Source organism: Dyadobacter sp. BHUBP1 (genome assembly GCF_050587785.1).
In the GTDB taxonomy this organism is placed as follows: domain Bacteria; phylum Bacteroidota; class Bacteroidia; order Cytophagales; family Spirosomataceae; genus Dyadobacter.
This window is the reverse complement of the sequence record NZ_JBOBIH010000002.1, coordinates 569,173-584,332: the sequence shown is the minus strand read 5'-3', so window position 1 is coordinate 584,332 and position 15,160 is coordinate 569,173. Positions and strand designations below refer to the sequence as shown.

The window sequence follows — 15,160 nt, the reverse complement described above, 5'->3', positions numbered from 1 at the left end:
ACAATATCGCCGATTACTTGTAAATTAAAATATGTGTGTATATTTACGGGTACGTACCCGAAATTCAAAACGGGCTGGCTATTCCTGAACTCTTTTCCCTTTGTTTTATGCATTCGCTTAACAGACGAAAGTTTATTTTTCAATCGGCAACTGCCGGTATCGGTCTGGGCTTAATGAATCCATTACCTGCATTGGCGCGGCCTGCATGGGCCAGCGCCGCTGATGGTAAGCGAGTCGGAATTATCGGGCTCGACACCTCGCACGCCATCGCATTCGCGAAAGCGCTGAATGCCGAACAGCCTAATGCGGTTTATGATGGCTATAAAGTGGTGGCCGCTTATCCTTACGGCAGTAAGGACATCGAATCGAGTGTAAAACGCATTCCCGGTTACATCGAAGAAGTGAAGAAAATGGGCGTCGAGATCGTCGGTTCGATCAAGGAGTTGCTCGGCAAAACGGATGTCATATTGCTTGAAACCAATGACGGCCGTCTGCATTTGGAACAGGCGCTGGAAGTTTTCAAGGCAGGTAAAAAAATGTTTATCGACAAGCCTGTCGCCGCTTCGTTGTCGGACACTTTGAAAATTTACGAGGTATCTAAAAAGTATAATATTCCCATTTTTACGGCATCATCGCTACGCTACATTAAAGGTATCGAGAGCATCGATAAGAAAAAGGTACTGGGCGCGGACACGTATAGTCCGGCCGTTCTGGAAAAAACACACCCGGACTTCTTTTGGTACGGTATCCATGGTGTAGAGACGCTTTACACCGTCATGGGCACCGGCTGCAAGAGCGTGACACGCGTGAGCACGCCTAACACGGACATCGTGGTAGGCATTTGGGCCGACGGCCGCACAGGCACGTTCCGCGGCACGCGCACGGGCAAGCACGATTACGGCGGCACTGTCTTCACCGAGGATGGCAACAAAGTTTTAGGCCCGTACGGCGGTTACGAGCCACTTCTGGTCGATATTATCAGGTATTTCAAAACCGGCGAGGTACCAGTGACACCCGAAGAAACCATTGAAATATTCACCTTCATGGAGGCCGCCGATGAAAGCAAACGCCAGGGCGGCAAGAGCGTGACGCTGGAAAGCGTGCTCGCCAAAGCCAGTAAGAAATAAGCTCCCAAATCAACCCTTAATCCATTGTCTCATGAAAGCATTCAGCTCCCGATTGTCGCGAAGAACGTTTCTTAAACAGAATTCACTGGCGGGGCTGGGTGTGGCCCTCACTTCCTCATCCGTACCCGCCCTGCCGGTCATGGGCTCGAAGTCGGCGCAGGTGCCGGCGATATTGGGAGGGCCGTCGGCCTGGGCGGAGGATAAATGGCCGGTATGGCCGCAATGGAACCCTGCTACGGACGAAAAACAGCTCCTGGAAGTGGTCAGGAGCGGGATTTGGTCGCGGGCAAATGTGGTAACGCAGTTTGAGAAGGAATGGGCGGCGGCTTTGGGTGTTAAAAGATGCCTGGCTGTCGTAAACGGCACCAATGCGCTGGTAACCGCCATTCATCAGTTGGGTATCGGGGCTGGCGACGAGGTGCTGGTACCGCCTTACACATTTATTGCGTCGGTCTCTTCGATCCTTTCCAATGGCGCAATGCCGGTTTTCGTGGACATCGACGCCGAAACATTCCAGATCGACCCGACGAAGATTGAAGCCAAAATCACGTCCCGTACCAAGGCTATCATGGCCGTGCACATCCTCGGCCTGCCCGTGGATATGGACCGCATTATGGCGATCGCCAAAAAGCACAAACTACTCGTGATCGAGGATGCCTGCCAGGCACATTTGGCCGAATATGATCAAAAGAAAGTCGGTACCATTGGCGACGCAGGTTGTTTCAGCTTTCAAAATTCCAAGAACCTGCCTATCGGCGAGGGCGGGGCGATTGTAAGCAATGACGACCATTTCATCGACCTTTGTTTCTCCTATACCAATTTCGGGAACCCCTACGGAACCGCTGTCGGCGCGGTGAGTACCGGAAGCGTCATACAGGGTACCAAGCTTCGTTTTTCGGAATACCAGGCGGCGATAGGTATTGCTCAGATGAAACGCCTTGATGCGCAAACCACCACACGCAACGAAAACGCCGCTTACCTGAAATCGCTGATCAAGGATATTCCGGGCATTGTACCTTATAAATTGTACGACAAAGTCACCCGGGGCGCATTTCACCTGTTCCCTTTCCGTTATCAAAAGGATGGTTTCAAGGGACTTCCGCGGGAAGCTTTTCTCAAAGCGCTGAAAGCAGAAGGTGTTCCGTGTTCGAGCGGATATGCCACTTTAAATACTCAACCATATCTGAAAGACACGTTTGATTCGGTGAACTATCGAAGAATGTATCCGAAGGAAATGCTGGATATCAACAAATACAATGAGCAGAACAAATGTCCGGTCAACGACAAGGTTTGCAATGAGGAGGCCGTTTGGTTTACCCAAAATATGCTGCTTGGCACGAAGGATGACATGAAAGCGATCGCTTCGGCCATCGAAAAGATTCACCACAATGTCGATAAGATCAAAACACTCGGACAAAAATGAGGATAGTCGCCGTATTGTCTCTACTTCTATGGCCCTTTCTCCCCGCCGCAGCGCAGGGGTGGAAAGCGGGCGTAGCCAGGGTTGCGATTACGCCGACTGAGCCCATGTGGATGGCCGGCTTCGCGGCGCGCACGCACGCGTCCGAGGGCAAGCTGCACGATATTTGGGCAAAAGCTTTGGCTATTCAGGATGCGAATGGTAAGCAGGCGGTGCTCATCACTACGGATCTGCTGGGTTTCCCAAAGGCAATGTCCGATGAGATCAGGGCGAAAATCAACGACCGCTATAAACTCACCAAAGCGCAGATTATCCTCAACAGTTCGCACACGCATTCCGGGCCGGTGCTCGGGACCGCGCTGTCGGATATTTATCCTATCAATGAAAATGACCAAAAGAAGATAGATCAATACTCGGCCAAACTCATCGGGCAGATCGTAACCCTGACCGGAGATGCATTGAAAGCATTGCAACCCGCCACGATCGAAACCCGCAATGGCGTGACGCGCTTCCAGGTGAACCGCCGGAACAACGATGCGGCCACCTTGGAAAGGTTGACCGAAATCACCGGCCCTGGCGATCCGGCCGTGCCGGTGCTGAAAGTAAAGGATGCGAAAGGTAAAATCATCGCCATTGCATTCGGGTATGCCTGCCATCCTACTGTGCTGGATGGTTACCAATGGTCGGGCGACTACCCCGGCTGGGCACAGATCGAGCTGGAAAAGCTGTACCCCGGCGCCACCGCATTGTTTTTCCAGGGTGCGGGAGCGGACCAGAATCCGTTGCCGCGGCACACCGTACCGCTCGCGATTCAATATGGCAAAACGCTCGCAGCGGCTGTGGAGCGGGTTTTGAGTGAAGAAATGAAGCCATTGACACCGCAGCTTTCGACGGCCTATAATGAGGTAACGCTGGCATTAACCACCGCCCCCACCCGGGAGCAGCTATCGACTATGGCCGAAAAGGCAACCGGTTTCCAGCAAAGATGGGCTAAACGGATGATCGCACAGATCGACGAGAAGAAACCGTTCCAGACTTCCTACCCTTTTCCATTACAGGTATGGAAACTCGGCGACCAGTCCATAATGACACTTGGCGGTGAACTCGTAGTGGATTATGCGATTAATTTGAAGAAAATATTCGGCCAGGACACGTTCGTGATGGGCTATTCCAATGATGTAATGACCTACATTCCCAGCACAACCATCCTGCGCGAGGGCGGGTACGAGGGCGAGGTGGCGGCCATTGTGTACGGCCTTCCTGCCACCTGGGCATCAGACGTCGAAATTGAAATTTTGAATGGAATGGTGCAACTGGCAAAACAAGCCGGTGTCGTCAAACCGGAATCGAAGGTTATTAAAAATTAGTGTTTACCAAAGTGTACCTCTACCCGTGAACAGTATCGATTATTCCATAGCCTTCGAGCCGCTGACCGACCCGAAACCATTGATCGCCAAACATTATTACTCCGGTTTCTCGCGCGCGCACGACACGTACAATGCGCTCTCGACTGCCAGCGACGGGAAGATTTACTACCTGCTGTCATCGGATAACCATGAAATCGGTGGGCAGATGTTTGTATACGACCCGGCCAGCGAAAGCATTACCCACCTCGGAGACCTGACTGAAATTTGTGGTGAAAAGGATTTGAAAGCTATTCCACAGGGCAAAAGCCACGTACGTTTTTACGAAAGAAATGGGAAGCTCTATTTCTCCACGCACGTAGGTTACTACCAGCTCATAGATGGTATGGATCGGCTACCCCAACAAGCGCCCGAAGGTTACGCATTATATCCGGGCGGGCATTTTCTTTCCTATGACCTGCAAACCGGCGCATTTGAAGACCTCGCTACGGTTCCGAACGGCGAAGGAATGGTATCCATGACGATGGACCGCGACCGGGGACATCTGTATGGCATTACCTGGCCTTACGGCAATTTTATCCATTATGATACTGAGCAAAAAGTACTGAAAAACCTCGGTCCCATTTCGCACAAGGGCGAAGCGGGCACGCCTGGCACCGATTTCCGTTCGCTTTGCCGGTCGCTGTTTGTAGATGCCGAGCTGGGCGATGTTTATTTCTCAACCGCTGACGGGGATATTTTGACCTACAATCCTGAAACCCAGATCCTGCATAAACTCGAAAACGTGGACCTCCGTCTGGACTATTTCGGCAAATACGACCCGACGCGTCCCGGCAGCATGTGCTACAACTGGCGGAAGATATTCTGGCATCCCAAAGAGCAGGTAGCTTACGGCGTGCATGGCAACTCGGGTTATCTCTTCCGTTTTGATCCTCGCACGGAAAAAATTGAACTGGTGGAGCGCATTACTTCCGAACCTTCACGCAAAAGCGGTATGTTCGATCAGTTCAGCTATGGTTACCTCGGTTTTCAGCTCGGGCCGGACGGCAAAACGATCTATTACCTCACCGGCGGACCGATTTATCAGGACGGCAGACGCGTGAAAGGCGAGGATCAAATCGCCAAAGGTGCCGCGCGCGGATTGGAAAATCTGCATTTAATTACCTATCATTTACCTACCCATACTTATAAAGACCACGGGGCGATCTTTTACGAAGACGGCGAGCGGCCTACCTATGTGAACTCCATCGCCGTGGGCGCCGACGGTACTGTTTACACACTGGCCCGCTTCGAGCATGAGGGCAAGATTATCCAGGACCTCGTCAGGATTCCGAACCCGTTTCAATACTAAACCAGATATTAACTTTTTTTCTCAATGGAAAATCTTAACTCAAATAGTCGCGATAACGACCGTCGTGACTTTATTAAAAAATCACTGGCCGGAAGCGCATTACTCACTTTCGGCGGGGTATTACCCGGTTTCAGTCCGAAAAGCTATGCCAAAATCATCGGCGCGAATGAAAAAGTACGCGTGGGCATGATGGGCGTGAACAGCCGCGGGCTCGCATTGGCGACCAACTATGCATTGCAACCGAATTGCGAAGTGGTGTCCATTTCCGACGTCGATACCCGTGCAGCCGAGAAATGCATCGGTATTGTAAATGATACTCAAAAGTCTAAACCCGCCAATATCCCCGACTTCCGCAAGGCGCTTGAAAACAAGGATATGGATGCGCTCGTAGTGGCCGCACCGGATCACTGGCATGCGCCGGCGGCTATTCTGGCTTCCAAAGCAGGTAAGCATGTGTATCTCGAAAAACCTTGCAGCCATAACCCGCACGAGGGTGAACTGCTGGTAGCCGTCGCGAAAAAATACAAGAACGTGATTCAAATGGGCAACCAGCGCCGCTCCTGGCCGAATGTGGCGGCGGGTATTAAAGAGGTGCATGACGCCGTAATCGGCCGGGCGTATTTTGCCAAAGGCTGGTATACCAACAACCGCGCTTCCATTGGAATAGGTAAAGAAACGGCCGTCCCTTCCTGGCTGGATTACGAACTATGGCAAGGCCCCGCGCCGCGCCGGGCATTTAAGGACAACGTCGTGCATTACAACTGGCATTGGTTCTGGAACTGGGGCACCGGCGAGGCACTCAACAACGGCACTCACATGCTCGACCTCATGCGCTGGGGCCTGCAGGTGGATTTCCCCACACGCGTGACTTCTTCCGGCGGCCGATTCCGGTATAAAGACGACTGGGAAACACCCGATACGCAGGTGATCAACCTCGAATTTGCGAACAATACCGGTATGACCTGGGAGGGTCGCAGCTGCAATGGCCGCACGATCGAAGGCAGCTCTGTGGGCGTGGTGTTTTATGGTGAAAAAGGCTCGTTACAAATCGGGGAGGGTAATAACTACAAGATTTACGACCTGGACAACAAGCTGGTGAAGGAGGTAAAAAACGACCTCGTGATCGACCCGCGTAATAAGATGAACCCGTCGCAAAGCCTCGATGCATTTCACATTCAGAATTTCTTTGACGGTATCAAGAAAGGTACTCCGCTGGCAGCTGAGATTGTGGGCGGGCATCAAAGCACGTTGTTGGCGCAGTTGGGAAATATTGCGATTCGCTCCGGCGAGACGTTGAATATCGATCCAAGCAACGGGCATATCAAAGGCAGCAAAGCGGCAGAGAAATTCTGGAAACGGGAGTATCAAAAAGGCTGGGAACCGACGGTTTAAATGGAACAATTACCGGCCTCCCCGTCGACTCAAGTCGACGGAAATAAATTAATTACCGTCGACTTTAGCCGACGGTAAAAGACTAGAAGATCAAGTACCGTTGGCTTAACCCGCGGAAAATACCAGCCAAGGCAAACCTATTTCCTAACCCAGGGTTTCAACCCTGGGTCTTAGCCAAACCCAAAAAGCTCAATGAAAAGCGAAGCGATTGCTATCAAAGTAGAAAACCTGACGAAGCGGGAAACGACGATATCCATCTTCCTGATCGGCCTGATGTTCTTTATTTTCGGTTTTGTGTCGTGGGTCAATTCCATATTGATCCCCTATTTCAAAATCGCCTGTGAACTGACGAGCTTTCAGGCGTACCTCGTTGCATTTGCATTTTACATTGCCTACTTCGTGATGTCGGTGCCTTCGTCGTATTTATTGAAGGCTGTGGGTTTCAAAAAGGGCATGATGATCGGTTTCTGGGCGATGGCCTTGGGCGCATTCATTTTCGTACCTGCGGCGATGTCGCGGACTTACGAGATATTCCTGATAGGTCTTTTCACGATCGGAATCGGCCTTGCGATCCTCCAAACGGCCGCCAATCCTTACATTACCATCCTCGGTGCCAAGGAACGCGCTGCGCAGCGGATCAGTATGATGGGTATTTGCAACAAAGCCGCCGGCATTCTCTCGCCGATCGTCTTTGCGGCTGTGATATTGAAACCCACCGACACCGATCTTTTCGCCCAGCTCGGCACCATGAGCGACGCCGAACGCGGCGCTGCATTGGACGAGCTGATCCGCCGGGTGATCAATCCTTACATTGGCTTGGGCACATTCCTCTTTGCATTAGGCTATTTAGTATTCAAATCCCCATTGCCCGAAATCGATACCGAGCATGAAAGCCAGGAAATAGCCTCAGCCAATGCAGGTAAGAAAAGCATTTTCGACTTCCCCCACCTGATCCTGGGCGCGCTGGCGATCTTCCTGCACGTAGGCACGCAGGTAATCGCGATTGATACCATTATTGGTTATGCCAATTCAATGGGTATTGACCTTTTGGAAGCGAAAGTATTCCCTTCTTACACACTTTTCTGCACCATTTGCGGCTATTTGATTGGGATTACAGTTATTCCAAAATTCATCAGCCAGGTAAATGCGCTGCGGATCTGCACGATTTTAGGGACCATTTTTACATTGCTCATCATCTTCACGCATGGCCAAGTGACGTTCCTCGGACATACTACCGACATTTCTATCTGGTTTGTCGTATTGCTCGGCCTCGCCAACTCCCTCGTGTGGGCAGGCATATGGCCGCTTGCGCTGGATGATCTGGGGAGGTTTACCAAACTCGGTGCGTCGGTAATGATCATGGGGCTGTGCGGAAATGCCATTATGCCACTTTTTTATGGGCATTTCGCCGATGTGGTGAATGTTAGGGAGGCATATTGGGTGCTGCTCCCGTGTTATTTGTATCTGGTTTTTTATGCAGTAAAAGGGCACAAATTGCGCAAATGGGGCTTTTAAAAACGGGACCACCAAAAATGCCCGCCATTAATTTTATTACGGTGCGCTGCACCTAACTACCAATTATTGACTATCAACCATCTACAAATCTTTCGGTGCTCTGCACCTTGACGTTAAGGTGCAGAGCACCGAAAGATTTGTAGACGCAGTGCACGGCAGTATGTATAGGTGCAGCGCACCGAAAGATTTGTAGAATACGAATGAAATTAAAAATCATAAACGGAACCATTATCACCCCCTACCGCTACATCCGTAACGGGACGGTTTTGGTTGAAAACGGCGTGATTGTGGGCATTGAAACGGGGGATGTGGGTTTTCCCGATTCCGAGGTGATCGACGCGGAAGGCCATTACGTCGCCCCAGGTTTTATCGACCTGCATATCCACGGTGGTGGCGGGCATGATTTCATGGACGGGAGTGTGGAGGCATTTTTGAAAATTGCCGAAACACATGCCCAATATGGCACCACCGCGATGGTACCCACCACATTAACGGCCGAGAAAGAGGATTTGCTCGAAACGCTGGATTTCTATGAAAAGGCCAATGCAGCCAATGCAAATGGCGCGCAATTCCTTGGAATGCATTTGGAGGGTCCTTATTTCGCATTAAATCAGCGGGGTGCGCAGGACCCTCGGTACATCCGCAATCCCGATCCTGCCGAGTATGAGGCAATTTTGGCATACTCCAATTCCATCACCCGTTGGAGCGCCGCGCCGGAGCTGCCGGGGGCCATTGACTTTGGGAAAAGATTAAAACAAAAAGGCATTCTGGCCGCGGTGGCGCATACGGATGCTATTTATGAAGATGTGTTGGAAGCGTTTGAAAACGGCTACACGCTCGCGACGCACCTGTATTCGGCCATGTCGGGCGTGACGCGCAGGAATGCATTCCGGTATGCGGGCACGATCGAGAGCGCCTTTTTGCTCGATATGGATGTGGAAATCATCGCCGATGGCGTGCATTTGCCTGCGCCGCTGTTGAAACTGATTTATAAAATCAAAGGTCCCGACCGCATTGCATTGATCACCGACGCCATGCGGGCTGCCGGCATGCCGGAAGGCGAAAGTACGCTTGGCTCGCTCAAAAACGGGTTGAAAGTGATCGTCGAGGATGGCGTGGCGAAGCTGCCCGACCGTACTTCCTTTGCCGGAAGCGTCTCCACGGCCGACCGCCTCGTGCGTACCATGGTGAATATGGCCGATGTGTCGCTGCTCGACGCCGTGCGCATGGCGAGCGCCACGCCCGCCCGCATTATGGGCGTACACGACCGCAAGGGCACATTAGTAGCGGGCAAGGATGCCGATATCGTGATTTTCGATGCGGATATCCGCATTCAAAGAACCATTATCAAGGGAAAAACCATCTACCTAAACGCGATACCCCAAATTTAACTAACACAAAAAATGAAAGTCGACCAACTGGAAATCAACATCTCCGAAACCCGCCAGCAAATGGGCGAAGCTGCGGCCAAAGCTGTGGCGGACAAGATCCGGGAGATTCAGGATACTCAAGAATTTGTAAATATCATCTTCGCTTCGGCGCCTTCGCAGAACGAGTTTCTGGCGACTTTGAAAGAAGAGCCGGGCATTCAATGGGAGAAAATCAATGCGTTTCACATGGACGAGTACATTGGCATCGCCGCCGACGCGCCGCAAAATTTCGGGTATTTCCTAAAAGTACGGCTGTTCGATCATGTGCCAGTACATTCGGTTTCCTATCTCGACGGTAACGCTACCGATCCACAGCAGGAATGCGACCGGTATGCGAAACTGCTCCGCGAGAACCCGATCGACATTGTGTGCCTCGGCATCGGCGAGAATGGACATTTGGCATTCAACGACCCGCATGTGGCGTTTTTCGATGATCCACTGGAAGTGAAAGTCGTGGAACTCGACGACGCCTGCCGCCAGCAGCAGGTGAACGATGAATGCTTCGATACCTTCGGCGAAGTGCCGCAAACCGCATTGACCCTTACCATTCCGACATTGATGAAGGCCAAATATGCCTTCTGCATCGTCCCCGGCGAGAAAAAAGCCCAGGCCATTTACCACACCGTGGCCGAAGACATCCAGGAAGCCTACCCGTCGACCATCCTCCGCAAGCATCCGCACGCGATCTTGTTCATCGACCAGGCGAGTTCAGGGAAGCTCAAAGAAATTTCGTCATACTCGCAGGCATAGTTCCGCACCGGAGCTATCTTGCAATGTATTACCTCAACCCATTCAAATGAGAAAAGAACTCTTGACAATCGCTTTATTGAGCGCAATGGTATTCAATCAGGGATGTAATTCGAAGAAAGAGGAAGCAAAGAGTGAGGAGAAGAAGCCGCTGAGCCTGATCGTGGTGGAGCCCGGCCACTTCCATGCCGCGCTGGTTCAGAAATCGATGTACGACGATGTGGATTCGGTCGTGCACGTGTACGCGTCCGAGGGCCCGGATGTGAAGGCTTACCTCGACAAGGTGGAGAAGTACAACACTCGCGCTGAGAACCCGACGCATTGGAAAGAGGAGGTTTACACCGGTCCCGATTTCCTTGAAAAAATGCTTTCCGAAAAGAAAGGTAACGTAGTGGTACTAGCCGGTAACAACCAGAAAAAGACCGATTTCATCAAAAAATCTGTCGACGCAGGCCTGAACGTCCTCGCCGACAAACCGATGGCAATCGACGCGGCGGGCTTCGACAAGCTGAAAGAAGCATTCGCGAGCGCCGACAAAAACAAGGTGTTGCTCTACGACATCATGACCGAGCGTTACGAGATCACCAACACCCTGCAACGCGAACTCGCATTGCTGCCCGAGATCTTCGGCGAACTGCAAAAAGGCACGCCCGAGAACCCCGCGGTATCCAAAGAAAGTGTGCACCACTTCTTCAAATACATCTCCGGCGAGCCGCTCGTACGCCCTACCTGGTTCTTCGACGTAAACCAGCAAGGCGAAGGCATGGTAGACGTGACTACCCACCTCGTGGACCTCGTGCAATGGAGCTGCTTCCCGAATGTATCCCTCGATTATCAAAAGGACATCCAACTCCTCTCGACCAAGCGCACCGCTACCCAGCTCACGCCCTCGCAGTTCAAGCTCGTCACCAAAAGCGAAACTTATCCAGACTTCCTCAAAAAGGATATTAAGGACACTTTGCTGAATGTATATTCCAATGGCGAACTGAACTACACCCTGAAAGGCGTACACGCGAAAGTATCCGTGATCTGGAACTTCCAGGCCCCCGAAGGCACCGGCGACACGCATTACTCGATCATGAAAGGCTCGAAAGCCAACCTGATCGTGCGCCAGGGCAAGGAGCAGAAGTACAAGCCGGTACTTTACATCGAAACTACCGATAAGAGCAAGGCTTACGAAGATGCGGTGGCAGCTGCATTCAAGACCGTGCAGGACAAGTTTCCCGGCGTGGAGTTGAAAAAGATTGCTGCGGGTTGGGAAGTTGTGATTCCTGCTAAGTACGACACGGGTCACGAGTCGCACTTCGCGCAGGTGGCCAATGCTTATATGGGCTATCTCAAAGCAGGCAAGCTGCCGGAATGGGAAGTGCCGAATATGATTGCTAAGTATTGGCTGACGACTTCGGCTTTGAAGCAGGCGAAGGGTGGGAATAAGTGAAGGCAAAAACTAGTCTTTAGCCGTCGTCTTAAGACGACGGTAATAGATTTTCGGGGACGAGCGGTTTTAGGCTGCTCGTCCCTTTTTTTGTCTTCAGATCGTGAACTCTAGATCGGCTTTTTATCAAAATAACCCTAGTTGAACAGGCGAAGAAGAGCCTTTTCCTAGCATTGGTAATGTGTCGATTACATCAAACTGTCTGCGGTCTCCATTGAATCTCCTCACACTAATTGAATCACACCAGAATTTGGCGTCATATTTTTGGAAGAGTGAATAGGCTATCTCAATCCATTCCGGAGAAAGTCGTCTGCCAATCGACATATGCGGTTTGCCAAATAACTCCGTCCAGCCTTCCGTGTAATCCTTTAAAAGTTTCGAATTTGTATTCTGCTTAAATTGATTGCATCGCTCAATAATTGCCCTTGACGACGCAGGGGTTGGCTCAACGTAAAATGCGCCGTTCGTCGGAAAATGGTTGAAGCCGTTGAATTCAATTTCAAACGGATGCAATCCCTCGACTATACTCCTAAACATCTTCAACAGCAGTGGATAATCTCTTTCATAGGCATGAAATTCGAATAGCGAGATATGGGCTTCTGAGTTCACACTATTGAAAAAACCTTTAACCTCAGCTCTCAGCTCACTTTTCATGCCTTTCACTTTGTCGATTATTTCCTTCGGCGGCCTGATGGCAATCGAATATCTCACCGGTTCGTCCATTTGAAAAATATCTCTGTATTTACTTTCAATCAATTGCACCTCTTCATGTTCCAAATCAGCAAATTCCTTATCCAATGCCCGGCGTGACAGCCTTCCAGCATTTTGGGATAAAAAAACCACTAGTAACGACACCATCTTATCCGGCATCGGAATATGGTCGTCCAGCCAGTTTTTGAATGCGTCGTATCGCTCGAGGTATTTTATTTCGTCCGGAATCGTGCAGTAGATCGTATGCGCAACGCACTCGAAGAGAAACTCGGCCTGCCTGGTGGCATCGAAATAGCGGTAGTAATCGGCCGTTTCATTTTTAACTTTCACATTGTGATCGGCAGTCGGCTCCCAGTCGATAAACGGAAGAACGGAATGAGAGTAATGCTCCAAAACTGACCGGTAGTCGCCTATTTTTTCCAGAATAGCCGCCGAAACCGGAAATATCATCTGCTCCGGGCTGAACTTGGTTTGAGCAAGCAAATGATGGATAATGTACCGGTGAAGCCGGCCATTGCCATCCACAAACGGGTGAATGAAAACGAAACCAAATGCGATCGACGCGGCAATCAAAACAGGATGAAAACCTCTTGCCTCCATCAACTGCGCAGCTTCAAGAAGCCCCTTCATTAATTCATCCAGATCTTCCCACCGCGCCGAAATATGATCGGGCATTGGGGTTCCGGTTGACCTGTCGTGCTCGCCGATGAACCCGCCCTCTGTCCGAAAGCCTAGCTGTATCCGACGGGAATCGCCGATCACTATTTGCTGCAAACGCAGTAGCTCCTCCGAAGTAAGTGGCTTGTCACCGGCCTGCCCGATCGCCTTACCCCACAGCATAGCCCGGCTTGGCGATGGATTCTCGCCCTCGATCGAAAACGATGCCTTCGAGTCCTTCAACAGCAGAAATGCCGATGTCCTGGCCAGAATATCCTTGTGAACGTTTTTTAAAGTCGCGTAAGAATGCTTTTCAAGCGATTCTCCAATAAAGTTTTTGAGTTTTTCCGACTTAAATATCAGCGGGCAAAACTGCCTCGTTCCCGGCAAATTATTGCGGATACGCTGCCGGGGCACGTTGACAGACTTCTCCAATGCAAACTGTAAATCCCCTTCCAGCAGCGGCACGTAATTCCCTTCCTTCAAATCCGGGATATCGAGCGGCTCGTCCATCAGCCATTCGTACAAGAACCATATTCGTCGGCTGTACTGGCCCGTACGTTCAAAGCTCACCAACGCCTCGGCTTCACTCTTCCCAATGCGCTCGAATAACTTTTTGAAAAATAGCAAGTTGACCCCTTCATATTTCAAAGCGAAGACCAAATGACCGTAAAGGCTATCTGATGGGGTGTATCTTGCTGTTAGTACATTCCAGTGCTCGTCCGATAGCTGTTTGTAGCGGGTGCCAATCAACGATAACTTGTCTGGCAAGGGCATTTTGAGCGCAAGCCGTTCTATAATGGCACCGTAGCCTACGAGTAGTGCTCTTTCCGGCGCCTGTCTTCCATGAAAAACAGTTACAAACTGTGAAAAATGATTATTTTCAGACCATTCTTCTGAAATACGATTATTTTCCAACATAACTTTCTGGCTTTCGATTCCATGGAAATTTGTGAAAAATAATTAATTTTTATGAAAAATGATTATAAAACGGCTTCATTTGTGAAAAACGATTATTTTTCAGCCAGATAAAAGCTCCTCCCCTCTCCCAATCCGCTCCACATTCTCAAAAAACGCAATCAGCTCCTTAAACGAAAAGTAAGTATCGCAAAGGTCCGGTGCGGGGCCTTGTTCTTTGAGGGAGATGATGTAGCCGGTGAAGATCGTCCAGAGTTCGTCGCGCCAGCATTCGGCGCTGCTGCTGCTCAGGAGCTTGCCTACCTCGCGGCCATAGGCCAGCAACATCGCATCCGTGCATTCGATAGGGTGTATTTGTGTGTTCATTTTGTGGGTGTAAGAAGTGTGGGACAAACCGTGCATTTACGTTTTCCGTAAAGCACGCATTCCTGCAACCCGTACCCAACCCGCGCGCCCCGTAACTTACGCCGAAATACCTGTAAATTACCGGAACACTTCCCGATGGATTTATATAAATTGCCTTTTCAACGAAATAGCCCCCGTATGACACATACTACCTCCAACCCGAAGATCCACGAAGGCCGCAACGTGAAACGGTTCCGCGAAATGCTCGGAATCAAACAGGACATGCTTGCCTTCGAGCTCGGCAGCGATTGGAACCAGCAAAGAATCTCCACGCTCGAACAGCGCGAAAAGATCGATTCCGACATTTTGGAACAAGTAGCAGCGATATTGAAAATACCTGTGGAAGCGATTCGGAATTTTGATGAAAACCAAGCGATTAATATTATTTCAAATACGTTTCATGACCAAGCTTTTCTAGGGAATCCCCATTCAAGTTTCAAGGTCAATCCAATTGCTGAAATAAGGAGACTGCATGGCGAAAAAATGGAGCTTTATGAGCGAATGTTGAAGGAAAAGGATGAGATGATGGAGCGGTTGGAGCGGTTGATTGGGGGAAAATAATAGTTTAGGCAGCATGATAAAATCCAAAACAGCTTGAACAATTTGTCACTCACACTAACCACAAACAGATTGGTCAAATATAGTGAAGATTAAAATTAGGATAACGTGCTCACGGCTGTAAAAGAAC

At 50.4% G+C, this 15,160-nt stretch carries 12 protein-coding genes; 10 read left to right on the top strand and 2 right to left on the bottom strand.

The window, feature by feature from the left end; all coding sequences use genetic code 11:
* Positions 1 to 107: 107 nt before the first annotated feature.
* The 9 genes from ACQ4MZ_RS09230 (at position 108) to ACQ4MZ_RS09190 (ending at position 11,784) form a co-directional block, all read left to right on the top strand.
* The gene (locus tag ACQ4MZ_RS09230; RefSeq protein WP_430844470.1) at positions 108 to 1,127 is read left to right on the top strand and encodes a Gfo/Idh/MocA family protein; all 1,020 of its coding nucleotides are present in this window, start codon (positions 108 to 110) and stop codon (positions 1,125 to 1,127) included.
* A gap of 31 nt (positions 1,128 to 1,158) precedes the next feature.
* A complete protein-coding gene (locus tag ACQ4MZ_RS09225) occupies positions 1,159 to 2,550 on the top strand; it encodes a DegT/DnrJ/EryC1/StrS family aminotransferase (RefSeq protein ID WP_430844468.1) in 1,392 nt (463 codons plus the stop codon).
* Positions 2,547 to 3,914: a neutral/alkaline non-lysosomal ceramidase N-terminal domain-containing protein gene (locus ACQ4MZ_RS09220; RefSeq protein ID WP_430844467.1), complete on the top strand. Its 1,368-nt coding sequence runs from the start codon at positions 2,547 to 2,549 to the stop codon at positions 3,912 to 3,914. Before ACQ4MZ_RS09225 ends, ACQ4MZ_RS09220 begins: the two co-directional genes overlap by 4 nt.
* Positions 3,915 to 3,939: 25 nt before the next feature.
* On the top strand, positions 3,940 to 5,262 hold the full coding sequence (locus ACQ4MZ_RS09215; protein ID WP_430844466.1) for a hypothetical protein: 1,323 nt from the start codon (positions 3,940 to 3,942) through the stop codon (positions 5,260 to 5,262).
* A gap of 24 nt (positions 5,263 to 5,286) precedes the next feature.
* Positions 5,287 to 6,654 carry a Gfo/Idh/MocA family protein gene (locus ACQ4MZ_RS09210; protein ID WP_430844464.1) on the top strand — a complete coding sequence of 456 codons (1,368 nt, stop codon included), beginning with the start codon at positions 5,287 to 5,289 and terminating at the stop codon, positions 6,652 to 6,654.
* 192 nt (positions 6,655 to 6,846) lie between these two features.
* A complete protein-coding gene (locus ACQ4MZ_RS09205) occupies positions 6,847 to 8,169 on the top strand; it encodes a sugar MFS transporter (RefSeq protein ID WP_430844462.1) in 1,323 nt (440 codons plus the stop codon).
* 200 nt (positions 8,170 to 8,369) lie between these two features.
* Positions 8,370 to 9,560 carry an N-acetylglucosamine-6-phosphate deacetylase gene (gene nagA, locus ACQ4MZ_RS09200; protein WP_430844461.1) on the top strand — a complete coding sequence of 397 codons (1,191 nt, stop codon included), beginning with the start codon at positions 8,370 to 8,372 and terminating at the stop codon, positions 9,558 to 9,560.
* A gap of 12 nt (positions 9,561 to 9,572) precedes the next feature.
* Positions 9,573 to 10,349, top strand: a complete 777-nt coding sequence (locus tag ACQ4MZ_RS09195) for a glucosamine-6-phosphate deaminase (RefSeq protein ID WP_430844460.1) — start codon at positions 9,573 to 9,575, stop codon at positions 10,347 to 10,349.
* A gap of 46 nt (positions 10,350 to 10,395) precedes the next feature.
* Positions 10,396 to 11,784, top strand: coding sequence for a putative oxidoreductase C-terminal domain-containing protein (locus ACQ4MZ_RS09190; RefSeq protein WP_430844458.1), 1,389 nt, complete (start codon positions 10,396 to 10,398; stop codon positions 11,782 to 11,784).
* A 123-nt stretch (positions 11,785 to 11,907) separates the two neighbouring features.
* Here the strand turns inward: ACQ4MZ_RS09190 and ACQ4MZ_RS09185 are convergent, their stop codons facing one another.
* Together ACQ4MZ_RS09185 and ACQ4MZ_RS09180 are read right to left on the bottom strand one after the other, a co-directional pair.
* Positions 11,908 to 14,070 (bottom strand): 2'-5' RNA ligase family protein, encoded by a 2,163-nt coding sequence (locus ACQ4MZ_RS09185; protein ID WP_430844456.1) that lies wholly within the window; start codon positions 14,068 to 14,070, stop codon positions 11,908 to 11,910.
* Positions 14,071 to 14,169: 99 nt separating this feature from the next.
* Positions 14,170 to 14,433, bottom strand: a complete 264-nt coding sequence (locus tag ACQ4MZ_RS09180) for a hypothetical protein (protein WP_430844455.1) — start codon at positions 14,431 to 14,433, stop codon at positions 14,170 to 14,172.
* 177 nt (positions 14,434 to 14,610) lie between these two features.
* On the opposite strand from ACQ4MZ_RS09180, the gene ACQ4MZ_RS09175 reads away from it, so the two are divergent.
* Positions 14,611 to 15,033, top strand: coding sequence for a helix-turn-helix domain-containing protein (locus tag ACQ4MZ_RS09175; protein ID WP_430845350.1), 423 nt, complete (start codon positions 14,611 to 14,613; stop codon positions 15,031 to 15,033).
* The last annotated feature ends 127 nt before the right edge of the window (positions 15,034 to 15,160 follow it).